Raw genomic sequence first — 25,918 nt, forward strand, 5'->3', positions numbered from 1 at the left:
AACATCATGAACAGAATACTGGCTGGCATCATCTTTTTTCTTTTTATATCTACCGGGTATATCTCTTTCCTCGTGCATGAACGGCAACAAGAGTTACAGAAACTGACTCACTACACCGATTCCTGGTCTGCTGCTCAGCTGGTATCACAATATTACCGATTTGAATCGTTGCTTGGTCTTTACACTATCGATGATACGATGAATCTCGATGATGTACGCATGCGCCTCGACATTATGCTTAGCCAGAGTGATTTGATAAAAGAAGGTGACCTGGGGCGCTACATCGAAAGCAATATAGCCCACCGTGAACTGGCGGTAAAACTTGAAAATACCCTTAGTTTTCTGGATGTTAATCTAGAAAAAATGAACCGTTCAGCACTCCAGGCTTATCTGAAAAAAATGCATACTCTGGATGCGCCACTGGGTCGTCTTTCATCTGGTGCGTTAAACAAAGATGTTAACTCGATCAATAACGCCAACCAAAAAATTCAGACGCTGTACTATATTTATTCTGCAACCTCTGTGCTGCTGATAATACTGAGTGCGATTCTGGGCGTGCTCATTTTCTATCAAAACAGAAATATTCTGCGGGCGCACCTGCAGGTCAAGAGTCTTGCCGAAGAACTGCAGAAATCTAAAGAAAAACTGCAAATTCAGAATGCTAAACTGGAATATGACGTCTACCATGACTCTCTTACCGAGATGAATAACCGTCAGCTATTCTGGAGCGATTTAAATAAAACAATTGAGAGAGCAGAAAAAAATCACGATTCTGTGACTGTGATGTTGTTTGATTTAGATCGATTCAAAGAAGTAAATGATACGTATGGTCATGATGCCGGTGATATGTTGCTACGCCAGATATCTGACCGACTGGTTTCGATGAGTCTTACTTCGGATACGCTGTATCGCCTGGGTGGAGATGAATTTGCGTTTCTCTCAAGTGGCCTGACAGAAAGCCACGCCGTTTCGCGCGCCCAGAAAATATGTGAATTTATCAGCCAGCCCTACACTATTTATAACACGATTATCAACATAACCACCTGTGTTGGCATTGTTATCTCAGACACTGAACGTCGTTCCGACTATCTTTATAAATTTGCCGATCTGGCCCTTTATGAAGCCAAAGGTGAAGGCTCTGGTAAGATAAAAGTCTTCCGACAACGAATGTTAGAAAAGCTACAAGAAAGCAGAACGCTTGAGCATGATATGGCATTGGCAATAGTGAACAAAGAATTCGTGGTTTATTATCAGCCCATTGTTGACTCCTTCAGCCAGGAAATTTATAGCTATGAAGCCCTAATTCGTTGGCTCCATCCTCTAAAGGGCCTCCTGTCGCCGGATAACTTTATTCCTGTTGCTGAAAAAACCGGAATGATTAATGAGATGGGGAAAGCTGTGCTTGAAATTGCCTGCCGGGAAGCGGCTTGTTGGGCGGTTCCGGCTAAAATTTCAGTGAATGTCTCTCCTGTCCAGCTAAGCAGCAAAGCCTTTGTCGGTATCGTACTGTCTATTCTGAAAGAAACTGGACTCCCAGCCGATCGTCTTGAACTGGAAGTAACAGAATCCTCTCTCTTCACTGAGAGTACGACGCCGATGAATACACTTAATAAACTCAGAGCCATGGGTGTAAAAATCTCCATCGATGATTTTGGCACCGGATATTCTTCCCTTTCGCGCCTGAGCAGGCTTGCCTTCGATAAAATTAAAATAGACAAGTCGTTTGTCCATTCAATATCCACACAGGAAGATGCGCTTAATATCATCAAACTGATCACCGGCATGGCGAAATCCCTCAATATGAAGGCTGTTGCTGAAGGTGTTGAAACGCAGGAACAACTAAAAAGCCTTCAGGCGCTGGGCTGCGATTTCGCCCAAGGATATCTGTTTGGTAAACCTCAGCCTTGTATCGATGAGAAAATCAGAAACGGTTGAATCGCTCTCAGACTATTTGATCATCAACCGTAGCGCTAAATCATTCGGATAAGGATCAAAATAGTTCTGGGTAAGCAGATAGCTGTCTGGGTATTCAGCCAGATAGTGCTTGAGTAGCGTCAGAGGCGCCAATATTGGCAGCAGCCCACCGCTATAGTTGAGGATAACGTCACGTAACTCTCCGCGCTGGCGGGAGTTCAACCGTTCGCGGAAGTAGCCCTGGATATGCATCAGTACGTTGGTGTGATTTTTTCGTGAGGCGGGCTTTTTGAGGATCGTCATGAGCTTTTCACGATAGACAACGAAAAAAGCGTCCAAATCATCCCACTGGTGAAGCGAGGCAACGAATGGGCCGATTTCCCGGTAACCGGCCTGGTGATGAGCCAGAAGCTGGAGCTTATAGCGACTGTGAAAGTTGAGTAAGCCATGGCGAGTAAGACCATTGGCCCGCAGCCTGTTAAGCTCATGCAATGCGAACACGCGTTCGACAAAGTTCTCCCTCAGCACTGGATCGTGCAAGCGGCCATCTTCTTCGACTGGCAACCACGGGTAGGTTTCCATTAACGCGCCAGTAAACAGACCAGTCCCTTCTTTTCGCCCACGATTTCCCTTCTCGTCATACAGTCTCACTCTTTCCATACCGCAACTCGGTGATTTAGCACAGACGATAAAACCCGAGAGGCCACCAAGTCCCTGAAGATATGAGTTGGTGAAATCGGACATTTTATCGGTTACATCCTCACCAGGCGCATGGCTAAAACAGATGCGGACATTCCCTTGGGCGGTTTGAACCAGACGCAACGCGGGACGTGGTACAGGCAAACCGATGGACATCTCTGGGCAGACAGGTTTGAAAGTCACCCACTGAGCCAGGTCGTCCATCACAAACCCCATCCGTTTATGCCCACCGTCGAATCGCACGGCTGAACCAGTTAAACATCCACTAATCCCGATGACAGGCTGAGTGTTCATAGCGACCCTCTCGTTAATTGACGACCCTTTTCGGGAAAAAATGACGGTTTCACTATTAAATCATAGCGTAAGTTATCTGCTGTGAGTTGAACTGATAGATGCAAGTGTAAGTATCCCCCATAATCGTGCCATTCCTAATGAATATTTAGGCGGGATACAAACCAGGCAATCAAAGAATCCAATTAAAACAGCAAAGGCAGGTACTGTAGATATATAGATCTCTAAATTGATGTTCATCACATTGACAGGTTCTTACGTGAATTCGACTTCAATCTCTTTATATACTCTTTATTTGTTCATATCTTCATGAGGAATAAAGAATTTTCGATCATGTGAAAATCGGTGTAAGTGATTACGAAAAAAGTAAAATTTTCTTTCTCAACGCGCTTCAGCCGCTTGGCGTAGAACTCATCGATGAAGGCACACCAAGCTACGGTGTTGAAATGGGCTCCGAGAATGTTTCACTTTGTCTGTTCCACACGAATGACAAGCCGGCTCCTCTGCATCTGGCGTTTGTCGCAAAAACCCGGCAGCAAGTTGATGAATTTTACAATGCAGCTTTGCGCACGGGAGCCCAGGATAACGGAGCACCTGGCTTACGTTCCTATAGCGAAAACTACTATGCCGCATTTGTCATTGCACCTGATGGCCATAATATTGAGGCTGTCTGCCATGCGCCGGACTGATTAAGGTGCAGTTTGGATATCGAAAAATTATTCGATGTTGATTTTGAATCTGCCTGAAGAGCTGTAATAACGCTGCTTATTTGAACTCATAGCATAAGAGTATCGTTGAAAAGAAGGAATTCGTATATGTCTAAGATTAAGTTTGAACTGAGGCGAGGATAGCTCTCCCGCCAGTGAAGCAAGGACAATAAGAATGTAGCCTTAGTGCAACATCTTTATTCTAAATATCTGCAGCTAAAGTTGGTAAATCCCCTGAACGGTTCTATAGTCGGGACTGCTTCTCATTACAGGGTTCACTAATGCGATTTAACGGACTGACTAAAGGCTTCTTCATTTTCATACTTGCCCTCGTGACCTGGGCGTTCTTCGATGTATTGTCCCCCTACTTTTCCGCCATTTTGTGGGCCGCGATATTAACGACTATCTTTAACCCGGTAAAAAACAGACTGCGTAGCGCGCTTGGCGAACGCAACGGGCTGGCATCGTTGATTACCATCGTCATTATCTGTCTGATTGTCTTTATCCCGCTGATGGTAATCCTGTCATCGCTGGCCATTGAACTGAACGTGGTGTACACCAAACTGCAACAGAATGACACGCAGTTCCCGGAAGTCGTCACTTCTATTCTTTCGTACCTTCCTGATTGGGCCAGAGGATTTCTGGCAGAACACAATCTGGATGATGTCGCGCAGATCCAGAAAAAACTGTCCGATGTCGTGCTGCAAGGCGGGCAGTACCTTGCTGGCAGTGCATTTCTGATTGGGAAAGGGACATTCGGCTTTGCTATCAGTTTTGGCATCATGCTGTATCTGCTGTTCTTCTTACTGAAGGATGGACCGTATCTGGTGCGCCAGATTCTGGACTCATTACCCCTTTCTGATTTTGCCAAACAGCACCTGTTTGCCAAATTCGTCGGCGTGACGCGGGCAACCGTCAAGGGCACGGCGGTCGTCGCTTTGGTTCAGGGTATTCTTGGCGGCATCGCGTTTGCAATTGTGGATATCGACGGCAGCGTTCTGTGGGGGGCGTTGATGGCGTTTCTCTCCCTCGTGCCTGCCGTGGGCTCAGCGATCGTCTGGGTCCCTGCAGCAATATTCCTGTTCGCCACCCACCAGCTATGGCAAGGGCTGTTTATCGTTGGCTTCTTCGTGATTATCGTTGGGCTGGTGGACAATATCCTGCGCCCGCTGCTGGTAGGTAAAGACACCAAAATGCCGGACTATCTGATTTTGATTACCACTCTCGGCGGCATGGAGATCTACGGCATTAACGGCTTTGTGATTGGCCCCCTGATTGCTGCACTATTCATAACCTGCTGGAACCTGTTTTCCGGGCGTGACCATGAAGGTAACGTGGAAGGAATCGACGAAGCCTTTATGGAAGAAGGAAAAAATCCTCCAGATTTATGATTGCAGGACGATAACAGAAGGCGGTTTCTGGACCGCCTTTTTTATTTTCACTCAAAATCATGCGTTTCCTATAATTGCAATCATGCGTATTCATTAATCGTCGCAGAAGGAACTAATCAGTGCGAATTGCCACAATCACCAACTGGGCCTATAGCGCGACGGTATGCCTGACCATCGCTTCAGGCGTTGTCATGCTGATGGCATCCAGCGCCGATAACACAGAACGCCAGGTGGTAGAACAGCGTTATCAGTTCGATCAACTTACCGAAGAAGTCGAACTCGATGCCTGGTCGCTGTCCGACCTGGCGCGCGACTATGTTATTGCAAAAGATCCTGAGGTGCTTAACGCCTACCGTCAGAAAGAAGCGACGCTGAAAGCTGTTGAGCATCGGCTGTCAAAGCTCAAAGACCTTGGGGCAACGGATGAAGAGCTGGCGCTATTGCACGAAGGGCTACAGATTGTTGATGCCCTGCAGGACGAGCAAGCTGCGGCGCTTGCCAGCGTCGCGCGCGCAGAAGAGTCGCAGGCTATTGCCCTGCTCTATGGGAAAAGCTATGAACAGGAACTGGAACGCGCCCAGGACCGGATAGAGCATTTCCGCCAACTGCTCGATAACCGCGTACGCAATACAATTGAAGATGCAACCCAGTCATCCCGCATGCTGCGGACAGCCTCTGAAGTGATGGTCGGTCTGACAGCGCTGCTGTTTTTATTCGTTCTCGGTTTCATTTTAAAGCGTCGCGTCCTGCGCCCCGTCGTGCGTTTGAGCGATGTCGTAAACCGTCTCGCATCGCAGGATTATGCCGTTGAGACGCCCAGCTTTAACCAGATAGATGAAATAGGTGATATGGCGCAGGCGATCCGGATATTTCGCGAGAACGGTCTGGCGCGTCAGAGACTTGAGAAAGAACGAGATGCCGACTGGGCAATCCGTGATCTGCTGGCGCGTATGACGCAGCGTCTGCAAGGCTGCGAGAGTTTTGCCGATGTCATCAATGTGGCAGAGCTGTTTGCACCGAATATTGCTCCAGGTATTGCCGGGCGGCTTTACATACTGGATCAGGAACCCTGGCAAATGCGCTGCGTTGCACAATGGCTTTCTCCGCAGGGTAAAGCGGATGCGTTCCACCCGGACGAATGCTGGGCTGTGCGCCGCGGCCAGAGTCATCCTCCGGTACAAGGTGAACCCGATATCGCCTGCTACCATCTGCCAGAGTCATGCCAGCACCACACCCTGTGTGTTCCGCTGATTGCCCAGGGCGAAGCCATCGGTCTGCTCTCATTCCAGAACCTTAGCGATGATTCCGCCCCCTCCCGTGCATATCTGGAGCTGATGGCAGAAGCACTCGGCCTCGCATTAGCCAACCAGCGTCTGCGTGACGCCCTGCTGGAGAAAGCGCTCTATGACCCGCTAACCGGACTGCGCAACCGTCATCATCTTGAAGATACACTGCGTACCCAGGTGAGCCAGGCAGTGCGTAACAAAGAACCAATCAGTTGCCTGATGATCGATATCGATCATTTTAAAAGTATTAATGACCGCTTTGGCCATGAGGCTGGCGATAGCGTGATTAAAAGTATCGCTGCGACTATTCAGCGCGTTGTCCACGACAGCGGCATGGCCTTCCGCTACGGCGGTGAAGAGTTTCTGGTACTGCTGGCCAATACGGATGAACAGGCCGCTAACCGCTTTGCTACGGAAATCTACAACGGCGTACGCGAACTGTCGCTGCGCTTTGGCGTTTCCGATATTGGACACGTGGATGTCTCTATAGGTGTCGCCAGTTACCCGCAGCATGCCCAGAGCGACAACCTGTTACGCGCCGCAGATGTCGCACTGTACCGCGCGAAAGAGTTAGGTCGTTCGCGCATTGTGAGCTTTGGCATGCTGGAAGCGAGCTGATATGAGCCATCACTTCGGGCATTGCTTTACCTCTAGGCCAGGTGGTATGTTAATTGGATGAACACAAAACACGATATCAACGGTTTTAATCACAACCTGTGGTGGCTGCCTTCTTAAAGGCGGTCAGAATGTGTTTTCCTCATTTTAAATAACCGCCGAAAGGCGGTTATTTGCATTTAGAGACCCCTTTCGGTTTTATGACTAAGGAGTCTTACATGAACAATAAAACCATCATCCTCACTGGCGATCGTCCCACCGGCCCGCTGCATCTTGGCCATTATGTGGGGTCATTGCGCCAGCGCGCCACGCTGCAACACGATTATCAGCAGTTTATATTGGTGGCTGACCTACAAGGGTTAACCGATAACGGCAGCACACCGCAAAAGATCCGCAACAATATTCCCGAAGTACTTGCCGACTATCTTGCCGCAGGAATAGACCCGTCACTTACCACCATCTGTCTGCAATCTGCACTGCCTGCTCTCGCAGAGTTAACCGCGCTTTATATGAACATCGTCACCGTGGCTCGCGTGGAGCGTAATCCTACGGTCAAAAATGAAATTGCGCAGAAAGGGTTCGCCCGCTCGTTACCGGTTGGTTTTCTGGTTTATCCCATCAGTCAGGCGGCAGATATTACGGCCTTCAAAGCCGAAGTCGTTCCCGTCGGCGACGATCAGTTGCCAATGATTGAACAGACTAATGAGATAGTACATAAGATGAATAGCCTGTTACCGGCCCCCGTCTTATCGCACTGCAAAGCGCTGCTGAGTGAAACCAGCCGCCTTCCAGGGATCGACGGAAATGCCAAAATGTCAAAATCGCTTGGTAACACATTGCTCCTGTCAGCCAGCGAAGAAACCATTCACCGCGCGGTCAGCGCAATGTACACCGACCCTAATCATCTGAAAGTGTCCGACCCAGGGCAAATAGACGGCAATATGGTATTCACTTACCTCGATGCTTTTCATCCGGATAAAGCAAAAGTGGCGGAAATGAAAGCGCATTACCAACGGGGTGGACGGGGTGACCGGACATGCAAAAACGAGCTGGAAGTGTGCTTGCAAGAACTCATCGCGCCAATGCGCGAGCGGCGTGCAACCTACATTCAGGATAAAGGCATGCTGATGGCGATGCTCAAAAAAGGAAGCGAGCAGGCGCACGAGATTACGCAGCAGACATTAAGAGAAGTGAAGCAAGGACTGGGTTTGCCGGTGTTCTGATATCGAGTTGCAACAGGAGCGATAAGTAACGATGACTCCCGTCTGAATGCCACCGCCGGGAGTTATCAGAAGCTGGCTCGCGTTTTATCGAAAAAATTTAGGGTAAAAATCAATCTCCTTTAACCCGCTGAAAAATCTTGTCCCGATACGCATCAAGATGATGTTTTTGCAGATAACGTTCCACCTCCGTAGCCCATTGGGTTCCCTCACCGAGAGTAGCGCGGCTATGCGTTGACGCGTAAAGATATCGTCTGTCATAGAGACTAATCAGCGTCTGATTTACCGCATTGAAACTGTAATTGGGGTTGTTAGCCAGCTGCTTTTCCAGCGACTGAACGATACGCGCCTGATGGGCAGCATCGGCAGGATATTCCGTTTCATTAAGCTCGCTCAACACCAGAAATAAAGGGGGGATCTGCTCTTCGATCGCCGCCTGTAATCGATAATGCCCATCAAGGATCACATAAGATCCTAATCCGGCGATATACCAGACCAGTATCGGCGGCAACGTCCCCTCTCGGCATTTTTTACGCCACCATTTTAATCTCCCCGTATTGGGTTGAATGGCATAACGCCCCCGCAGCAAATAACCGCCCCACCACCAGTCAACCAATCTGACGTTTTCCGGCTGCGTCAGATCTGGGAAATCTTCACCGTACAGCGTCCACTGGCAGTTAATATTTTCAGTGCTTTCTGGCGCTGAGAAACGCCAGTTTTCTAACGCAATGGGTTGGGGACTGGAATAGCGCGATGAACATTGAATCGGTAACATCGGTCTTATCAACCAACGCTGCGGTGAGAGTAATGGTATTGGCGCATTCATTAACTGACGAACAAAATACCGGCACCATTCGCCGATCCACATCTGCTCGCCTTTGGCTTTTATCCGTTCAATATCTTCAGAAGTTACCGCAGGTAACATCTCCTGGCTCCGTGGATGATCTGCATTAAAAACCAGCCAAACGCCGGAATGATCTTCAAGCATTGAGGCCCAGAATAACGGCTCTCCGGCGAGCTGCAATGCCATACGCCCAAAATGGCCACTGAGCATTTCCATCGCTGGCTCAGTTTTTTGATTTTCTTTGAAGATCAGTTCCAACCCTTGCCACTGGTTATTACGATCAACCAGGTCTTTCCACCAATAATCTGTCATTGCCGCCTTCCCTGAGTAACGGGTTAATATCCCATGAGCTTCGCCATCGGTCAGCAAGGGTGTCTTGCGTTGAGAATAAGATGCATTGTGTCAAAATCCAACCTCCCTATCGATGAGTGGCGTCAATCCCCCTCCAGAGAGGGGGTTGATTAGCGTCAGTATGAGGTCCGTCTGTATTGACGATACTGCGGATGCCAAAAAATCTCGTCAATTTTGCCTCGTAATGATTCCTCCGGTATACGAATGGCTACGCCATCGCGTTGCGCTGCAATACCAACACTAAAGGCAATGGCCTTTGTTACCTCCTGAATATTATTTATATCCGGTAATAATGGAGAATCTTTATTGCTTTTCATTGGCGAAAAAGAGGCTAACGTTCGGCTTGCCGTTATTAACATATTTTCTGTAATTCGTGTGGCGCGGCTTGCCAGACACCCTAGACCAATACCAGGGAAGATGTAAACATTATTACATTGTGCAATGGGATACTCCTTTCCTTTGTATATTACGGGATTAAATGGACTTCCCGTTGCAACAATGGCGTTTCCCTCTGTCCATTCAATAATATCTTCCGGCCTCGCCTCGACCCGCGAAGTTGGGTTGGATAACGGCATGATTATTGGGAGCTTACAGTACTTGTACATTTCCCTAATAATAGCTTCGCTAAACAAGCCTGGTTGGCCGGTAACACCTATCAACACCGTAGGATGTGCGTGACAAACAACATCCATCAGCGTCATTTTTTCGCTTTCCACACCCCAGCTTTCGACGATCGTTCGAGGCTGTGACAGTTGTCGCTGAAAAGGTGGAAGGTTTGCCTGGTCATCAGTCAACAATCCGAACCGATCCACCATAAAAATTCTGGCGCGAGCTTCCACTTCAGACAAGCCTTCAGCGATCATCTGCTGAATAATATGCTCCGCAATACCGCAACCAGCCGATCCGGCCCCCAGAAATACAACTGTTTGCTCGCATAATGAACGACCAGAGACTGAGCTTGCCGCCATTAAACATCCTAGCGCGACGGCAGCAGTTCCCTGGATGTCGTCATTAAAACAGCACATCTCATCTCTGTATCGCTCCAGAAGAGGAAGTGCCGTTTGCTGAGCAAAATCCTCGAATTGCAGTAGGACCTCAGGCCATCGACGTTTAACCGCGTTTATGAACATATCCACAAACTCAAAATATTCCTCCCCGGTAATTCTTGGGTGACGCCATCCCATATAAAGAGGATCATTTAGCAGTTGAGAATTATTGGTTCCAACATCCAGCAGAATGGGTAATGTATTTGCCGGATTTATACCACCGCAGACGGTATACAAAGACAGTTTTCCGATTGGAATCCCCATACCGCCAATACCTTGATCCCCAAGTCCCAGGATCCGTTCACCATCGGTGACGACGATGACACGAATATGCTGTTTCGTGGCATTATGCAATATATCATCAATTTTATGGCGATCCGGCCATGCGATAAATAACCCTCTGGCCCTACGGTAAATATCAGAAAAATGTTCACATGCATGGCCAACAACAGGTGTATAAATAATAGGGAGCATTTCTGCTAAATGTTTATTTACCAGATAATAGAATAGCGTTTCGTTAGTGTCCTGAATGTTCCTAAGGTAGATATGCTGTGCGATAGCAGACTTAAAATCGCTAAACTGGCGATATGCTCGATGGGATTGCTCCTCAATTGTTTCAACTGCATTGGGTAGCAATCCTTCCAGATTGAATATCACTCGTTCCTCTTTGCTAAAAGCACTTCCTTTATTAAGAAGAGGAGATTCGAGTAGGACAGAACCTGAGTAAGGAATATAGAGTAAATTATCTACATTTTCATTTAACATAGTGTTCATCCAGATAAAAATCTTCCGTATTCAGTTACTATTACATACTGGAAATTAGCGTATTAGCGATTAGCATAGTTATGATTCCACCAAGTGCCGGAATGACCGTTCTGCGCACGATCATAAATGGGGAACACTCACCCGATTTACTGACGGCAATAATAATACCGGCTACAGGCGACATTGCGCGCCCCATCCCAGCCATCAGTTGCATCGGCAGAAGCATATGTACGGCGTTCATACCAAACTTTGTTGCAATAGACTGCGCCATACCGGCAAATGAAAAGAAGGCTGCAACCCCCGATCCTGTCAGTACAGCCGTTACCCCGACCAAACATGCCATTACAATCGTCATGCTGGTGAAACCAAAGCCAGCGTTATGTGTCGCATCGAGTAAATAATCCACTGCACCAATTTTTTGTAATCCCTGTGCGAAAATTTCGGCGCATACCAGTAATGAAACGATACTGGTAAACATACTCCCCATACCTTTAAAGAAGACTTGTACTCCCTTGCAGCACTCTTTAAAGTTTCGTTTTACACATAGCTCAAAAATAAAGGCGACAATAGTTCCGATAACCATTGCAGTCACGACATCGACTTTAATGGTATCAACAACCAACGGACTGAACACCAATACCAGAACGACAGGAAAAATGGGCAATAACCCGTAGAACTTAGGTGCTGACGCGTCATCTTTTTCAGCAATCTCGGGAGGCACAGCACGTTGTGACGCAACAACATGTCCATCTTTTTTGTCAAAATATTTCGCCGTAAAATAGATTAATATAGAAACGACAACCATCACCGCCGCAGCTACCGGCATCTGATAATGAGCAAAATACAGTGCTGTTTCCATGCCAGCATATTCAGCAGCTAAGTTCGCGGTGCCAACGGCCGGCCCAAGATCCATAAAGGCACACATGCCAATCATGGCCGCAGCAGCAGCCTTACTTACCCCAAGCCGAACCAAGACCGGGAAAAATGTCACCAATAATAACATTGCAAGGCCCGCAGCACTGGAGATGGCAACATGGAGCAATTGCGCAAAAATGTAGCCGATGGCAAGGATCAGGTAAGGTGCTTTTAAAGCCTCCAGCGGCCGAATGCAGACATCAACCATGGCCTTTGAAGCTTTAATATGATCCATATAGCTGGCGAAACCACCGGCCGCCATAATAATCAAACCGATCCCTGCTACCTGCGTTGATAATGAACCTTTTACAAAAGCAAATATATCAATCCAGACAGACCCTGTGGATTTTGCATTTCCATATAAGATACTTTTTTCAGGGTAGAAAATGGCTGTAATTGTTAACAAGGAAAGCCCCGCTAACAGCAAAATAGTTTGCGGCTGGTAATTCTTAATAATTAACCAAGCCGCAACAACAGTAATAACTATCGCAATAATAAAAGCACTCATGGATATGTCCTGTTATTTATTCGTCAAGATATTAATAATCCATATAGCCACAGTGGTTACATGAGGATAACAAACAATAATGTCGTTGAGTGTGTATGATGTATTTAGCTAAAATTATGCTCCATCATCAGAATTAATATCGTTAAGCATCATTCCAGCAACCAGTGCGGTTCTGGTAACGATATTTTCGGGTAATATATGCTCATGGAGCGCATGGATACCGGCTCCTGTCGCACCAAGGCCATCTAATGTAGGAATACCTAACGCCGCGGTGAAGTTGCCATCACTACCACCTCCAGCCGATTTCGCGGTAATCGTAATGCCCAGTATTTCCGCAATCTTTTGCGCTTTTTCAAATAGCTGTTCGGAAGCTGAAGAACGTTCCATCGGTGGGCGAGTTTGCCCTCCTTCAATCCTGAGTTGGCTACCCTGCAAATGAGGTGTCAAACGGGTGATAGCATCATGGATCCGTGCAGCTTCTGACTGATTTTCCACTCTGGTATCAATTTCTAATTCGGCATAATCCGCGACGACATTAACCCGACTGCCACCCCGTACAATACCAACGTTAACGGTGGTACCGCGCTCAGGATCATTCAACTCTCGCAATTTGAGGATCTGAAAAGCCATTTCCTCAATAGCACTAACCCCCTCACCAGGATTATTGCCTGCATGCGCAGCAAGACCTGTGATAGCAATGCGGTAGCGGCCAGTGCCTTTACGGGCAATTTTTAAATCACCATGAGTTGTCGCCGGTTCAACAACCAATACTTGCTCAGATCCTGTAGCATTACGGATAATCCATTCCTTCGAACTTGGACTTCCGAGTTCTTCATCACTATTGCACAGGAAAACAATGCGCTTACCGCCTAGCTGCCCGCTCTCTTTTAACGCACGAACCGCCCAGATAGACTGAATCATCCCGGCTTTCATATCGAGGATCCCCGGGCCATACCATTTCCCCTCTTCTTCGCGAAGTGAGAGTACCCCTTTATCCCAGACCGTATCAAAATGCCCCAAAATTGTGGTTTGCGGGCCCTCTTTTCCCAGAACAAATTTTAACTGGTTACCGTAATGTGTCTGTTTTTCAGTTTCAGCCTGTATACCCAGACGCTTTTCGAAAATAGCTTTTAAAACGTCACCACAGTGGTCAACAGCAGCTTTATCAGTTGAAGGAGACTCAGCCAGTACCAAATCGCTGATATCTTCCATGATAAGGTCAGTATGTTTCTGTAAGTAATTAACAACGCTCTTCATTGCCACACTCTCCGCATAGGTATTTAGCATTAGTATGTGATGAATCCCGGTTGAAAAAGAATCAGGCTCCTATGCTATTATTGTTGCTTTCAGGTCAACAATAATGGCAAAAACATGACATTGAGCACCTATCCAGAAAAAGCGATCCGTTATTTATATATGGTCGGATTGTACGGTGGGATCCGCAGAGCCGCCGACATCCTTGGCTTTAACCCTTCGGTTGTCAGTCGCCAAATCTCTCTTCTGGAAAGAACAATACAGCTGCCATTATTGGAGAAAAGAGGACGTAACGTTGTCCTCACCGAGGCGGGAAGATTACTGGCTGATGACTACGCCATTACTCAACAAAAACGCAATGAACTTGAGCGGCAACTCAGCGATATGCGCTATATGCGTGGAGGGACAGTTACGCTGCGCGTTGGACAAGGGATGGTCCAGGAAATCATTACCCACGTCGTGAGCGATTTTGCCCAAATCTACCCGAATGTGTTTGTAGATATCACTTCTGGCAACATGGAAACGTCGATGGAACTCATTGCAAGAGGTGAAGTGGATATGGCCGTGGGATTTGGTCCCGTTGGGCAACCGGCACTTAAACGATATAGCTATAACCGGGGAGCCATTTGTGCCATTGTCAGGAAGGATCATGTTATTTCTGGTTTAAAGAAAGTAACGCTTCAGGAACTTTCCCGGCATCGCCTGATTGCTATGCATGACAATTTTGGGCTTCAGCGATATCTCACTGCGATGTTTCGCGATGAAGCGATTATGTTCAGGCCATCCTACTGCTGTAATTTGTTTACCAGCGCAATAGCCCTGTGCCGTGCGGGACTGGGGATTGCTTTTATGACAGAACAAACCGCTAATGCAAATTCTTATCCTGGGGAATTGACGGCAATACCGATTGATCATCATATTGCCAGAGAGTGTCAGTGGCATGTATTGCGTAGCTCCGATCATCGTTTTACACCGGCTGCTCATTACTTATGGAAGTTGCTGTGTAATTATTTAAGTGACTCCAGCACGTAGAAATGTAAAAACATCACGCAGTTTAACAATCAGGTGTGACTCGCCCGACGCACAGCCTGAGTAAATAGCATTCTGCAAAATTAACAAAATACAATCATTTCAAAACTCAAAAAAAAAACATATAAATCATTACGATAAACAATTACTGGGACAGTTAATAGCGGGTTATAGCAGCTATTAATGTGTCCCTTTTTATGTCCCTGCTCCTAAAGATGCCCCCAAAATCACGCCTCAAGTGGGGTAAAACCACTCCAAAACCACACAGGTTATTCAAGCCTCTCATCATCCGTACTTATGGCCTTCAACTATTCAAATTTCACGTGAAAAACAGTACCTCCTCATACGACTGCTCAGTGCCAAGAGCAGACGTTGTTCACATCAATTCTGAAACTCACCATAAAAGAAGTAGATGGGTTTACAGTGGTGAGTGATTAGAATAAACCACGTCAACAAACCATCATTATGGAGGCTGTTTAAGGAATTGCGAACAGTGTCTGGATTTATGTGTTAAATACGTTACCCGTCAACTTTAATAAGAAAGAATTACATTTTCTTTTCCAACCTTTCCATCCACAGACTAAATCTTTCTATTTGTAAACCAAGTGATTGAAGCCGATTTGGGGTGGCTCTTGTAAATAAATTGCCAAACGAGCTGATTCTGAGTGGGATTACGCGAAAGGGAAGATTAGGGGAGATTCTAATGAGCCTATCAATTAGATTGTCAATGGCGTCAGTCGCCTCAACAATAGGTCTAGGTACATCTAACATAGTGATATATATCTCTAGACTTATATTTTCACGAATGAGCTTTTCAAGAATCAATAATTGCTTTTCAAAACATATATGTGGGGCTCCAGAATTAAATGAAAAACTTTTCTCATCAAACCCTTTAATACATACTGTTCTGTAATGCCCTGGGAATTTAGAAATGTAAGCGCGTTGCTCAGCATTTAGTTTAGACCAAAAAAAATCACAACTTAGATTATCATCAGTCCACACAGTTAATTCACCTAAAAGCCCTCTATTTTCGATTTCTCTCATAACCCAATAACACCACTCAGGTACAAGTTCAGGTTGCCCTCCAGATAAGTCAATAACTGAAGGTTTAATAGGTTCTAATAATGCTAAATCGAGAATATCTTTCGCTGACATCCAGATAGATTTATTGGGATCGGCTCTGAGCAAAGATGAGTCGACAAAACAATACCAGCATCCGAAATCGCAACCAGCTAATTGAAATACTTGAGTTCTACATATTTCATCATTTAACAAACATTTTAATTCTGAAACTTTTTTGGATTCAATGTTATTAAAATGAAGCCCAAGCTTACTGAATACTCTTAGCCTTCCATAACCATTACAATTGATTTTAGTATATTCATCGTTTGCTTGGATTGAACCTTCAATTTTTGAAATAAGAATCCTCTCGGAATCAAAATCAATAAGTTTATTTCTAAGTGCATTTTGTCTCTTAAGAAACTCTCTCTCTAGCATAACTCAATTTTCCCACTAGAAAACCCAACTAATAATTTATTACGATGAGTAATATGGTAACAGGCTGTTGGTGAGTCCTTGTCAAAGTTTTTCACTATAGATATTTCATCACCTCCTCTCCATCTAATAATGGAACCATTTATAGTAACTAATAAAATCTCTTGCGAGAAATTATTTGAAGTCATTCCCCATACCCTTTCATTAATATTAAGCACTGCATGTGAGACAGTTGATGAGTATAGATTACCCTTTATGTCAATGGCATAAAAACCCAATTCATTCTGAATTAGAGCTTCACATGCGCAAGTAACATAATATTTTGTATTTGGTCGCCATTCACGTAAGGTGTGTAAATTTTTACTATCTATTAATGATATTAAACCATCAGAAGACCATATTAAAACAAAATCAACAGAACTACATCTATGCATACCTAAAATGTGACCACCGAAACAACTTCGAAACTTGGAGAATTCAAACTCACCATTAGTCCATAATGAAATAGTCCCATCAGATGAGGCCGATATAACCCGTTGGTTATCAAAGGCTATTACACCATTAACCCATCTTGGATGACCCATAAGTTTTTTTATATTGTTGATGCCCCCTTGTCTGAGAGAGAAGTAAAAAACCTCCGCTTTGCTAGTTCCAACTGCAACATGCTGCCCATTAGGACTTATAGATATAGAGTTAATCCAACTTGTACTGATTTTATAAAGAGTAACTTGATGGTTATTTACGATCCGAATTGTACCATCAGCAGCAGCAGATACTTGCACTTCTCCTGCTGGAGTAGAACTGATAGCCCATACATCACCTCCATGTTCTTTATCAGGCAATAATATAAACTTTCCGATATCCTCTGTGATAAAAAATGGCTTGTGTTTATTCATCAATGCACGGTGAACTTCACCAGATTGTACAGCTTCTTTTATGACCCTACTGCCGACAAAATACTCACTCCCAACAAACAATTGTGGCATTAAATCCCATCCGGATATTGAGGCTAATTCGTCCCAATCACCTGCTATTGAATTAACATTATAAATTAATGGGTTAGGATTTAGTGCCTCTACAGCTTTAATGGTTTCATTTGAAAGTGTAACTTGATTCAGGTGTTCGGATTCGGAAATATATAAAATTGGATGCGCGCGTTCTTCAGGCGATATACAAAAAAAATTATTTATTGACTCGATTGAATAACTGGTTATTTTATCTTCCAATAAATCCGAAAAATTTATTATGCTATTTTTTATTAGTGATAATTCATCTTCAGTTAAACCAATGATGAAATTGGAGTCGGGCTGATAATTTAAACATAAAGGTAATTTTCTTCCTGTTGTTGTCAACCACTCCAAAGCCGTGTTTTTCGCAATCCCACCAACCGGCGCTACTGCACATCGTGCATACGCACCTACGATTTCACCATCGAAGGAAATAACTCTAATATCATAATAATAACCCTTGCCATTCATATAGACAATATCAGGTTCTATCCATGGTTGCCAAACATTCCCATCATCCGTAGAATTCCTATCTATCTGGTCCCTTGCAAACCTAAAAACATTATTGCTCGCAGAACCAAATCTAGGCTTTCTAATTAAGTACTCTGTTTTTAAATGCAATTCATCAAAATTTGGTGTTAAGGATGTATTTATTGGCTTTATAAAAACCGCATCGGAAAATAATTTATGAGTTGCCAATTTATCTTTGCATATATAACCAGATACCGCTGGGTTTATAGTGCTAAGGCTTGGGGCACAATCAGCACGAATGTGAGTTCGTCTATAAACTGATGCTATTTTTCTTCCATCGCGCAACATAAGTCCATCAAATGGATCCAAATCACTAGGAGAAGCAACGATACATTCCCTTCCTAATAATTTAACTTTTTTCATTATATAATCAGAATCACAATGAAATTCTTCTTCATCAACATGATTATTTTGTGGGCGTAGAATAACAGCCACACCATCATTTTTTGTACCAGCAAGCACTGACGAAATTTTATCTACCGCATATTCATAGGGATATGCTAGTTTTTGTGAGTTATGCCCATCCATGAGTTTTTTTGAGCCCAAAAGATATGATGGAGTATCATTCACCTCAACCAACCAAAAAGTACCGTTGATATCCTTTATAAAATCAAAACCAATTAATCTAGCGTAATTAAAATCATTATTAAATGGCGAGCTTTTATATTGGGGCATATTACTAATTCCTTTTTATGCTTTGCCATATTGAACGTAACTCAGGAAATTTATCATCAGCACCTTGCTCAGGTGTAGCATAGAACGAATTTGATGTGTTTTTGATTATATCAACAATTGCCTCAATTTCATTTTTTGATAGATCTAACCCAGAGTCACGTATGGTTTTCACTGGGTTCTTTTCTAAATCTAAAGCCCATTGAGGATTTCGGTTAGCAATATCAAGTACACCACGAATTTTAATGATGGAACCTTTTCTGGGAGTTGGATGAGCCATGTTTTGTCCTCTTGATTAAAAAAACACCTTCTTAATTTATATAATAGAGACAAGGATTATTGTCAAACTATGCAAAATTGTCCCTAGACTGGTCACCAGTTGCATCGATTGCAGCATTTGATCATGTCACTTTGGGTGGCAGAATAAAACTGGCTTAAACACACTTGTGTGGGGTTAGCATTATAGTTCTTTACGGAAACGATCAATGCAAAGCCCCCTTGACATTACCCAAGGAAACTATGTAGAAATAAGTCAAGAATGGACGTCCGCTCCTCGCTCACAGCAGACCTTCTGTCCGCAAAACCTCGAGTTATTTCTCTTTCCTGTAACTGGAAAGGCGGTGCTCAAGGTTGGTCCGAACCTGCGGCCACTCATCATCAATTATGCTGTACCGTATGGAAGTACGTTTTCGACCATCAGGCATAATTCGTTCATTTCTGATGATGCTTTCCTGGATCGCACCAATACGGAGAATGGCAGCCTGCGAGCGCTCATTCAATACATCAGTCGTAAACTGAACGCGAACACACTTCAGTTGCTCAAAGGCGTACCGCAGCAATAACAGTTTACTCTCGGTATTTGCAGCTGTTTTTTGCCAGCTTTGTGAATACCAGGTGTGACCAATTTCGAGCTTTCGGTTTTCTCTATCAATCTTCCAGAAACGTGTTGACCCAATGACACGTTGATCTGACGAAAGCGTTACAGCAAACGGCATGACTGTGCCTTCGATCTGCCCCTTGAGGGCTTTCTGAATGTACGAATCTGCGGTGTCAGCAGACGGAACCACCGTAAATGGCAGGGACCAGAGTTCCCCATCCGCTGCCGCATCAATCAATAGCTGAGCATCTGTCTCAAGCAGAGGACGGAGCGTGACAAGAGATCCTTGCAATGTAGGCGTCATATTTGTAACCTCACAATTATTTTGTGTCGATGGATTGAGCTGCATAATCCTGTACTGAATGAATTACTATGCCCCGTTTGCATTGAATAATCGACTCATCAAGAGTCGATTATCTGCTCACTGCTCATGTTGGTAACTTGTCCACTCCGTGCCAGTAATGGACTTCCCTCTTTTGTTAAACAACGATGTTGAAACGAAACCGTTTCATGATAAATCTATAAATGTAATGAGGCGATTAAAAGAGGGCTGAAACAGTTAACCTTGACCTCAACACCAAACGCACAAACTTTCTACGAAAAGCATGGTTTTATGTTTATCAAGGAAACGACATCCCCATCAAGACTTGCCCAAACAGATCTGCGTTGTATGGATATGTCCATCGCATTATCAGCCTGAGTTTTCTTTTGCTCTTGGCAGGAGAACTCACCAACGGAAATCTAATCGCTATGAGTTCAGTACGGCAGCTTCGAGGTCTTGGGCGGATAACTCCTGTGTTCAAACTCACCCACCCCTTTGTGATACGATATTTGCTTTAAATTGTCATATGGGGTCAGATTTTGAATTCATACATTTTCCTTGCCGGGGCCATCGTAGCTGAAGTCATAGGTACAACCCTGATGAAGTTCTCTGACGGATTCACACGCCTATGGCCATCTGTAGCAACTATTGTGTGCTACTGCACAGCCTTTTATCTTCTCTCCCAAACTCTGTCGACCATTCCAACGGGTATTGCATACGCAATTTGGTCAGGTGCTGGAATCGTATTAATCAGTCTTTTGGGCTGGTTGGTAAGTGGGCAAAAGCTAGATTTTCCGGCGATCGCAGGTATGCTTCTTATTTGTGCTGGGGTTCTGGTTATTAATATTTTTTCAAAATCCTCCCCACATTGATCCTCTTATCTTGCCCGAGTAGGAAAGTGCATATGAAAATACCAATACTCCATACGGAACACTTGCTGTTAAAACCATTAGAAGCCGAAGATGCCTCGCAGATTCAGGTGCTTTATCCCCGCTGGGAGATAGTTCGCTATATGGTCTCCTCAGTACCCTGGCCCTATCCTGATAACGGTGCGGAGAATTACGTCAATAACGTTGCCCTGCCTGATATGGAAAAAGGGATTGCGTGGATCTGGACTATCAGACTCCGTGAGGCCCCTGACGCTCTCATAGGTTTAATTTGCCTTTATGACGTTGAGGATAATAACCGTGGATTTTGGTTAGCTCCGGAATATCAGGGGCAAGGTTTTATGCGTGAGGCCAGTAATGTCGCTACGGATTACTGGTTTAATACGTTAAATAAGACGGTATTGCGTGCGCCGAAAGCCTCTCTTAATATCCGTTCCAAACGTATTTCAGACAGTAGCGGCATGCGGCTTATCAAGACGGAAAAGAAAGAGTATGTCAGCGGTTTGCTGGATTCTGAACTTTGGGAAATCACGCGCGACGAATGGAACGCTCGTCAGGTTGGTTAAAATAAATTATGGAATGTCCATAACCGAACCGCAGAGAATTTCTATTTTTGCCCTGCACCAATGGCAAGTTTATTAATCCTGCAGTTGCGATCATAATAAATAGATACGCAGCGAAGCCTGTCACTCGCGGGCAACATGAGTAATGCTATCTTATTTGAGGATTCTGGCATGGCCCCCTTTCATCAACTGACTGCCACCAGTTTGCATGGCCAGCCCATCTGTATGACTGACTACGCTGGCAAACTGGTTCTGGTGGTTAATACCGCCAGCCATTGTGGTTTCACTCCACAATATGCAGGCCTCGAAGCGCTCTACAAGAAGTACGCCGCGCAGGGTCTGGTGGTGCTTGGTTTTCCCTGCAACCAGTTCGGTAACCAGGAGCCCGGTGGAGCCGACGAAATCGCGCAAACCTGTCACATCAACTACGGTGTGAGCTTCCCGATGTTTGAGAAAGTGGAAGTCAACGGTGCCGCTACGCACCCGGTATTTCGTTACCTGAAAGACGAATTACCCGGCGTGCTGGGTGGGCGGATCAAGTGGAATTTTACTAAGTTCCTGATCGGGCGTGACGGCAAGCCGCTTAAGCGATTTGCCCCCTTCACTACCCCAGAGAAAATAGAAACCACCATCCTTACATTGCTTAAAGTCTGAGCGCCTCTGTAATTCAAACCGTCCCTGGTATGCCCCAGTTCGCTGTCTGAATAAAAAACACGCTGCAAAATCAACAAAATATAATCAACTTGCTTAATTACTCTGCAATCGCGTGAGATCAGGAAGAAAAATGCTATTTCCCTCTTGCCTCATTCGGTCTGTGCCGCTAATATTCGTCCCCGTTGTCACCTACAACGTTGCGTTCATAGCTCAGTTGGTTAGAGCACCACCTTGACATGGTGGGGGTCGTTGGTTCGAGTCCAATTGAACGCACCATTTTGCGTCCGTAGCTCAGTTGGTTAGAGCACCACCTTGACATGGTGGGGGTCGGTGGTTCGAGTCCACTCGGACGCACCAAATCATATCCCTTTGATTTGGTGCTATTTCACTTCAAAACTATTTTTTTATCTTCAGTTTGTATCCGTCAGTTTTATCATTTCCTTTGATGATTCAATAGCACTGCGCTAAATCATTCTAAATTCCATGCTCAACGCGTATCATTCACCTTCTTCGCATAATGTCATTCGCCAGAGATCGGATACCATGCCCTCTTCCATATTCCTGTTAGCCGCAGGCAGTTTGCGCCCTGCATTTACGCCACTGATAAGCCAGTTCACGCGCATGAGTGGAATAGACGTTAATGTTGAATATGGTCCGGCCGGTTTATTGCGTGAGCGTATTGAAGCGGGAGAACCGTGTGCGCTCTTTGCCTCGGCCAACCGGGAACATCCGCAAAACCTGTTAGCACGTAATATAGCCGTCTCTACGCACACTTTTTGCTGGAACAAACTGAGCCTTGTCAGCAACCGAACCGGTGTCTGGCTGGATTTACTCCGCGACCCAACGCTGCGACCTGGTACATCAACGCCCGGCTGCGACCCTTCCGGAGACTATACCTGGGCATTTTTCGACAATATGGATGTACTGGAACCAGGGCTCGGGCAGCAGCTTCGGACGCGCGCAATCCCGCTGGTGGGTGGTCGTGATACGGTAAAAATCCCACAAGGGGAACTGGCGAGCGCCTGGATCTTGCGCCAGGGACTGGCCGATCTGTTTATCGGTTACGCGCATTACGCACACGCGCTGCGCGCGATGCCCGACGTACATTACGTGGCTATTCCCGATGAGCACAATATTCGCTGCGAATACCAACTGGCGGTGCTTGATGCATCCAATGAAGTCATGGCGCTGGTTGATTTCATACTCTCCCGCGGCGGGCAGGAATTTCTTAGCGCCGCAGGATTCATACCGCTTAACGACGAATAGAAAACAACGGTGCGATAAACGGCGTCTGGTAGTTCTCCACGTTGAGTTTTCTCAGCGTTAAGCCATAGGCCAGGAATAAATTCTCCTCCGTCACAATACTGTTCGTGGGCCCTGCCCGCCATTTTCCTTCAGGGAGTAGCAGCAAAGTATGGGAAGCAACCTGTAACGCATGAAGCGGATCGTGAGTCGAAAAGAGAATACTGCATCCCTGTTGATGGGCCAGATCGCTGATGAGCTGCAGCACCACCTGCTGATTGGCGAGATCCAGCGCGGAACACGGTTCATCCAGTAACAGCGTTTGACACTCCGTCACCAAAGCCCGGGCAATCATCACCAACTGTTGCTGCCCGCCGGAAAGAGAGCCAAATGAGCTGGAGGCGAGATGCGCGATATTCAACTGCTCTAGCGCCTGCATTGCTCTTTTTTGATCCTGCGGACTGGGTTGCGCAAACAACTTCACGTGCTGTGCTCGCCCCATCAGCACCACGTCGCTGACCGTGTACGGAAACGGCAGATGGCTATGCTGTGCCACAATCCCTATCCCACCGTTATTTTCAATATTCCCGCCTAAAGCAGGCAGCGTGCCGGTTAGCGTATCGAGCAGTGTACTTTTACCCAGGCCGTTGCGTCCCAGCACGGCCCAGATCTCACCTTTCTGGCAACAGAACGTTAGCGGCTCAAATAGTGGCGCGCGATACCCATAAGTAAGCTGATGTACACGCAGTGCGGCAGGTATCATGATTTCTCCCGACGACTGGTACGAATGAGTAAGAAAGCAAACAACGGCGCGCCGAACAATGCGGTAATAATCCCCAACGGTATCTCCGCGTGCATCAGGGTGCGAGCAATATCGTCCACCACAATCATAAATCCGCCCCCCAACCAGAAGGCGCACGGTAGTAAACGACGATGATCAACCCCCACCAGCAAACGCGCCAGATGCGGAATCACTAATCCAACCCAGGCAATACTGCCGCTGACCGCCACCTGAGCAGCGACCAAAAATGCGCAGCACACCAAAACGCTGCGTCGCAGAGGAACCACCGCCACACCCAGTGCTCTGGCATCTTTGTCATTGAGCGATAACAGGTTTATCCGCCAGCGTAGCTGGTACAAAACCGTCGCGGCGATACCGACCGGGACCGCCAACAGCAGCACTTTATGCCAGTTGGCCGTCGCGAAGCTGCCCAGTAGCCAGAACACAATATTAGGTAACGTCTCTTCGGTATCAGCCTGATACTGGATCAGGCTCACCAGCGCGGCAAAAAAACCGCTCAAAATGATACCCGACAGGATCAATACCAGCGTATTCTCCAGCCCCTGTAACGCAGCAATGGCATACACCAGGATCAACGCTGTCAGACCAAAGAAAAACGTTGATCCCATCATCAGCCAGGGCGAAAGTCCGAGCAGGATGGCCAGTGTTCCACCAAAGGCCGCCCCCGACGTCACGCCGATAATATGCGGGTCGACCAGAGGGTTATGAAATACCCCTTGCAGCGTCGCGCCGCATAACCCAAGCGCGCCCCCCGCCAGCAGTGCCATCAGAATACGCGGTAGCCTGACCGTCCAGATAACCTGGCTGCCTATTCCCTCAGCGTCGCTATAGTGCGTCAGGTGGTAAAACACCTCGCTTAACGACAGCGGATACTGTCCGAGGCATAGCGAACTGACGCCCAGCAACAGGACCACAACGATTAAGAGCGGTTGCTGGGGCAAAATACGGTTACTTAGCTGCATCAGACTGCCAGTTCACACGATAAAAACGTTGATAGTAGTCCTGGGCCTGCGCATCAACGTCCACGTTTTTATAGGCATCCGGATACAGTTTTTTGGCCATCCAAAGTTCACCGATCGCCAACGCTTCCGGCATCGGATAGCCCCAGGCTTTGGCATATTCAGGCATCAACCAGACGCGATGATTTTTCACCGCATCAATCCCCTGCCAGTTCGGATCGTTTTGGATCTCAGTTACCACCTGCGGATAGCGATCCTGGACAAAAATCACCTGCGGGTTCCACGCTAATACCTGCTCCAGCGCAACCTGACGGGCACCTTTCACACTGGCAGCCGCCACATTTAATCCCCCCGCGTGCTGCATCATCAGTCCCGTGTACTTCCCGGAGCCGTAAGTCATCAGGTCGGGGTTAGCCATATAAATACGGACTTTTTGCGCATCCGGGATTTTTGCAACCGGCGCATTGAATTTTGCCCGCGCGGTAAAAACGTAGTCGATTAACGTTTCGGCCTGCGGTTTGCGCCCAACCACGTCCGCAATCAGGCGAATACCCTGCTTCAACCCTTCGTTGTAGACCTGCTCTTCATCGGCCATGGTCGGGTTCATTTTATTCTGTTGCCCGGTGGCATCCTTGCGTAATGAGATAGCCACGACCGGAATACCGGCGTTCTGAATCTGCTGGATCATCTCCGCGGGCGCATAGTTGGCGACAAAAACCACCTGCGGATGAATCGCCAACAAGCTTTCGATGTTCACGCTGGTGAGATCGCCTGGCGTCGGCAATGTAGTAATCGTCGGCATAAAGCGCGCAAATTCAGGCCCGAGCTGCTTTTTCCAGCTCGACATCACACCAACAATGTCCTGCTGGGCATTGAGCTGGACCAGAATATTCAACGTCTGGTGTTGCAGCACGACCACTTTGTCCACGTGGTCAGGAATCGTGACCTGTCGACCAAGCTGATCGGTGATCGTTCGGTCGGCCTGAGCAGAAAACGCAAACAACATGCTGGCGCAAACCAGCACAAAAGAGCGGAAAGTTAACATGGGATACCATCTGAATAGAGGAGTAAAA

The 25,918-nt window shown here is 46.4% G+C and carries 23 protein-coding genes and 2 tRNA genes; 13 read left to right on the forward strand and 12 right to left on the reverse strand.

Annotation, left to right across the window (positions count from 1 at the left end; genetic code table 11):
• Positions 1-6: 6 nt before the first annotated feature.
• Complete coding sequence (locus SK38_RS06790) at positions 7-1,935, forward strand: putative bifunctional diguanylate cyclase/phosphodiesterase (protein WP_048235445.1); 1,929 nt, start codon at positions 7-9, stop codon at positions 1,933-1,935.
• Positions 1,936-1,947: 12 nt separating this feature from the next.
• Here SK38_RS06790 and SK38_RS06795 read toward each other — a convergent pair whose 3' ends face one another.
• Positions 1,948-2,907 (reverse strand): YbgA family protein, encoded by a 960-nt coding sequence (locus SK38_RS06795; protein WP_008784653.1) that lies wholly within the window; start codon positions 2,905-2,907, stop codon positions 1,948-1,950.
• Positions 2,908-3,227: 320 nt separating this feature from the next.
• Between SK38_RS06795 and SK38_RS06800 the strand changes: the two genes are divergently transcribed.
• The 4 genes from SK38_RS06800 (at position 3,228) to trpS (ending at position 8,126) form a co-directional block, all read left to right on the forward strand.
• Complete coding sequence (locus tag SK38_RS06800; protein ID WP_008784652.1) at positions 3,228-3,593, forward strand: VOC family protein; 366 nt, start codon at positions 3,228-3,230, stop codon at positions 3,591-3,593.
• Positions 3,594-3,892: 299 nt separating this feature from the next.
• The gene (locus SK38_RS06805; RefSeq protein WP_003832733.1) at positions 3,893-5,002 is read left to right on the forward strand and encodes an AI-2E family transporter; all 1,110 of its coding nucleotides are present in this window, start codon (positions 3,893-3,895) and stop codon (positions 5,000-5,002) included.
• A 119-nt stretch (positions 5,003-5,121) separates the two neighbouring features.
• On the forward strand, positions 5,122-6,906 hold the full coding sequence (locus SK38_RS06810; protein ID WP_048235446.1) for a diguanylate cyclase: 1,785 nt from the start codon (positions 5,122-5,124) through the stop codon (positions 6,904-6,906).
• Between the two features lie 215 nt (positions 6,907-7,121).
• The gene (gene trpS / locus SK38_RS06815) at positions 7,122-8,126 is read left to right on the forward strand and encodes a tryptophan--tRNA ligase (protein WP_048235447.1); all 1,005 of its coding nucleotides are present in this window, start codon (positions 7,122-7,124) and stop codon (positions 8,124-8,126) included.
• 109 nt (positions 8,127-8,235) lie between these two features.
• Here the strand turns inward: trpS and SK38_RS06820 are convergent, their stop codons facing one another.
• From SK38_RS06820 to SK38_RS06835, 4 genes are all read right to left on the reverse strand, one after another.
• On the reverse strand, positions 8,236-9,279 hold the full coding sequence (locus tag SK38_RS06820; protein ID WP_048235448.1) for a ParB/Srx family N-terminal domain-containing protein: 1,044 nt from the start codon (positions 9,277-9,279) through the stop codon (positions 8,236-8,238).
• A 155-nt stretch (positions 9,280-9,434) separates the two neighbouring features.
• Positions 9,435-11,129 (reverse strand): NAD-dependent malic enzyme, encoded by a 1,695-nt coding sequence (locus SK38_RS06825; RefSeq protein ID WP_048235449.1) that lies wholly within the window; start codon positions 11,127-11,129, stop codon positions 9,435-9,437.
• A 40-nt stretch (positions 11,130-11,169) separates the two neighbouring features.
• Entirely contained in the window at positions 11,170-12,552 is a 1,383-nt protein-coding gene (gene dcuC, locus SK38_RS06830; RefSeq protein WP_032943282.1) for a C4-dicarboxylate transporter DcuC, read from the reverse strand.
• A gap of 114 nt (positions 12,553-12,666) precedes the next feature.
• Positions 12,667-13,809, reverse strand: a complete 1,143-nt coding sequence (locus SK38_RS06835; protein WP_048235450.1) for a M20 family metallopeptidase — start codon at positions 13,807-13,809, stop codon at positions 12,667-12,669.
• Positions 13,810-13,923: 114 nt separating this feature from the next.
• Between SK38_RS06835 and SK38_RS06840 the strand changes: the two genes are divergently transcribed.
• Positions 13,924-14,838 (forward strand): LysR family transcriptional regulator, encoded by a 915-nt coding sequence (locus SK38_RS06840; RefSeq protein WP_048235451.1) that lies wholly within the window; start codon positions 13,924-13,926, stop codon positions 14,836-14,838.
• 543 nt (positions 14,839-15,381) lie between these two features.
• Here SK38_RS06840 and SK38_RS06845 read toward each other — a convergent pair.
• The 4 genes from SK38_RS06845 to SK38_RS06860 form a co-directional block, all read right to left on the reverse strand.
• A complete protein-coding gene (locus SK38_RS06845; protein ID WP_048235452.1) occupies positions 15,382-16,332 on the reverse strand; it encodes a hypothetical protein in 951 nt (316 codons plus the stop codon).
• Positions 16,326-18,542 carry a hypothetical protein gene (locus SK38_RS06850; RefSeq protein ID WP_048235453.1) on the reverse strand — a complete coding sequence of 739 codons (2,217 nt, stop codon included), beginning with the start codon at positions 18,540-18,542 and terminating at the stop codon, positions 16,326-16,328. Before SK38_RS06850 ends, SK38_RS06845 begins: the two co-directional genes overlap by 7 nt.
• 4 nt (positions 18,543-18,546) lie before the next feature.
• Positions 18,547-18,819, reverse strand: a complete 273-nt coding sequence (locus SK38_RS06855) for a hypothetical protein (protein WP_048235454.1) — start codon at positions 18,817-18,819, stop codon at positions 18,547-18,549.
• Positions 18,820-19,129: 310 nt separating this feature from the next.
• The gene (locus tag SK38_RS06860) at positions 19,130-19,720 is read right to left on the reverse strand and encodes a GNAT family N-acetyltransferase (protein ID WP_032943278.1); all 591 of its coding nucleotides are present in this window, start codon (positions 19,718-19,720) and stop codon (positions 19,130-19,132) included.
• A gap of 246 nt (positions 19,721-19,966) precedes the next feature.
• Between SK38_RS06860 and SK38_RS25325 the strand changes: the two genes are divergently transcribed.
• From SK38_RS25325 to SK38_RS06885, 7 genes are all read left to right on the forward strand, one after another.
• Entirely contained in the window at positions 19,967-20,116 is a 150-nt protein-coding gene (locus SK38_RS25325; protein WP_213020202.1) for a GNAT family N-acetyltransferase, read from the forward strand.
• Between the two features lie 161 nt (positions 20,117-20,277).
• A complete protein-coding gene (locus SK38_RS23735) occupies positions 20,278-20,610 on the forward strand; it encodes an EmrE family multidrug efflux SMR transporter (protein ID WP_063941528.1) in 333 nt (110 codons plus the stop codon).
• 32 nt (positions 20,611-20,642) lie between these two features.
• The gene (locus SK38_RS06865; protein WP_048235455.1) at positions 20,643-21,191 is read left to right on the forward strand and encodes a GNAT family N-acetyltransferase; all 549 of its coding nucleotides are present in this window, start codon (positions 20,643-20,645) and stop codon (positions 21,189-21,191) included.
• Between the two features lie 168 nt (positions 21,192-21,359).
• On the forward strand, positions 21,360-21,842 hold the full coding sequence (locus SK38_RS06870; RefSeq protein ID WP_008784641.1) for a glutathione peroxidase: 483 nt from the start codon (positions 21,360-21,362) through the stop codon (positions 21,840-21,842).
• 199 nt (positions 21,843-22,041) lie between these two features.
• Positions 22,042-22,118, forward strand: a tRNA-Val gene (locus SK38_RS06875).
• Between the two features lie 4 nt (positions 22,119-22,122).
• Positions 22,123-22,199: transfer RNA gene (locus tag SK38_RS06880), tRNA-Val, on the forward strand.
• Positions 22,200-22,385: 186 nt separating this feature from the next.
• Positions 22,386-23,108: a substrate-binding domain-containing protein gene (locus SK38_RS06885; RefSeq protein WP_048235456.1), complete on the forward strand. Its 723-nt coding sequence runs from the start codon at positions 22,386-22,388 to the stop codon at positions 23,106-23,108.
• Here SK38_RS06885 and SK38_RS06890 read toward each other — a convergent pair.
• From SK38_RS06890 to SK38_RS06900, 3 genes are read right to left on the reverse strand one after another with little or no spacing between them, the layout of a single operon-like run.
• Positions 23,095-23,847, reverse strand: coding sequence for an ABC transporter ATP-binding protein (locus SK38_RS06890; protein ID WP_048235457.1), 753 nt, complete (start codon positions 23,845-23,847; stop codon positions 23,095-23,097). The genes SK38_RS06885 and SK38_RS06890 overlap by 14 nt on opposite strands.
• Complete coding sequence (locus tag SK38_RS06895; RefSeq protein WP_003832715.1) at positions 23,844-24,848, reverse strand: FecCD family ABC transporter permease; 1,005 nt, start codon at positions 24,846-24,848, stop codon at positions 23,844-23,846. Before SK38_RS06895 ends, SK38_RS06890 begins: the two co-directional genes overlap by 4 nt.
• Entirely contained in the window at positions 24,835-25,890 is a 1,056-nt protein-coding gene (locus tag SK38_RS06900) for an ABC transporter substrate-binding protein (RefSeq protein ID WP_048235458.1), read from the reverse strand. The genes SK38_RS06895 and SK38_RS06900 overlap by 14 nt, the downstream gene beginning before the upstream one ends.
• Positions 25,891-25,918 lie beyond the last annotated feature (28 nt).

It is taken from the genome of Citrobacter sp. MGH110 (genome assembly GCF_001037515.1).
GTDB classification, from domain to species: Bacteria; Pseudomonadota; Gammaproteobacteria; order Enterobacterales; family Enterobacteriaceae; genus Citrobacter; species Citrobacter portucalensis.

Coding starts and splice junctions, on each gene's coding strand:
- SK38_RS06790 (WP_048235445.1), top strand. CDS start 7: ATGAACAGAATACTGGCTGGCATCATCTTTTTTCTTTTTATATCTACC.
- SK38_RS06795 (WP_008784653.1), bottom strand. CDS start 2,907: ATGAACACTCAGCCTGTCATCGGGATTAGTGGATGTTTAACTGGTTCA.
- SK38_RS06805 (WP_003832733.1), top strand. CDS start 3,893: ATGCGATTTAACGGACTGACTAAAGGCTTCTTCATTTTCATACTTGCC.
- trpS (WP_048235447.1), top strand. CDS start 7,122: ATGAACAATAAAACCATCATCCTCACTGGCGATCGTCCCACCGGCCCG.
- SK38_RS06820 (WP_048235448.1), bottom strand. CDS start 9,279: ATGACAGATTATTGGTGGAAAGACCTGGTTGATCGTAATAACCAGTGG.
- SK38_RS06825 (WP_048235449.1), bottom strand. CDS start 11,129: ATGTTAAATGAAAATGTAGATAATTTACTCTATATTCCTTACTCAGGT.
- dcuC (WP_032943282.1), bottom strand. CDS start 12,552: ATGAGTGCTTTTATTATTGCGATAGTTATTACTGTTGTTGCGGCTTGG.
- SK38_RS06835 (WP_048235450.1), bottom strand. CDS start 13,809: ATGAAGAGCGTTGTTAATTACTTACAGAAACATACTGACCTTATCATG.
- SK38_RS06840 (WP_048235451.1), top strand. CDS start 13,924: ATGACATTGAGCACCTATCCAGAAAAAGCGATCCGTTATTTATATATG.
- SK38_RS06845 (WP_048235452.1), bottom strand. CDS start 16,332: ATGCTAGAGAGAGAGTTTCTTAAGAGACAAAATGCACTTAGAAATAAA.
- SK38_RS06850 (WP_048235453.1), bottom strand. CDS start 18,542: ATGCCCCAATATAAAAGCTCGCCATTTAATAATGATTTTAATTACGCT.
- SK38_RS06855 (WP_048235454.1), bottom strand. CDS start 18,819: ATGGCTCATCCAACTCCCAGAAAAGGTTCCATCATTAAAATTCGTGGT.
- SK38_RS06860 (WP_032943278.1), bottom strand. CDS start 19,720: ATGACGCCTACATTGCAAGGATCTCTTGTCACGCTCCGTCCTCTGCTT.
- SK38_RS06865 (WP_048235455.1), top strand. CDS start 20,643: ATGAAAATACCAATACTCCATACGGAACACTTGCTGTTAAAACCATTA.
- SK38_RS06870 (WP_008784641.1), top strand. CDS start 21,360: ATGGCCCCCTTTCATCAACTGACTGCCACCAGTTTGCATGGCCAGCCC.
- SK38_RS06885 (WP_048235456.1), top strand. CDS start 22,386: ATGCCCTCTTCCATATTCCTGTTAGCCGCAGGCAGTTTGCGCCCTGCA.
- SK38_RS06890 (WP_048235457.1), bottom strand. CDS start 23,847: ATGATACCTGCCGCACTGCGTGTACATCAGCTTACTTATGGGTATCGC.
- SK38_RS06895 (WP_003832715.1), bottom strand. CDS start 24,848: ATGCAGCTAAGTAACCGTATTTTGCCCCAGCAACCGCTCTTAATCGTT.
- SK38_RS06900 (WP_048235458.1), bottom strand. CDS start 25,890: ATGTTAACTTTCCGCTCTTTTGTGCTGGTTTGCGCCAGCATGTTGTTT.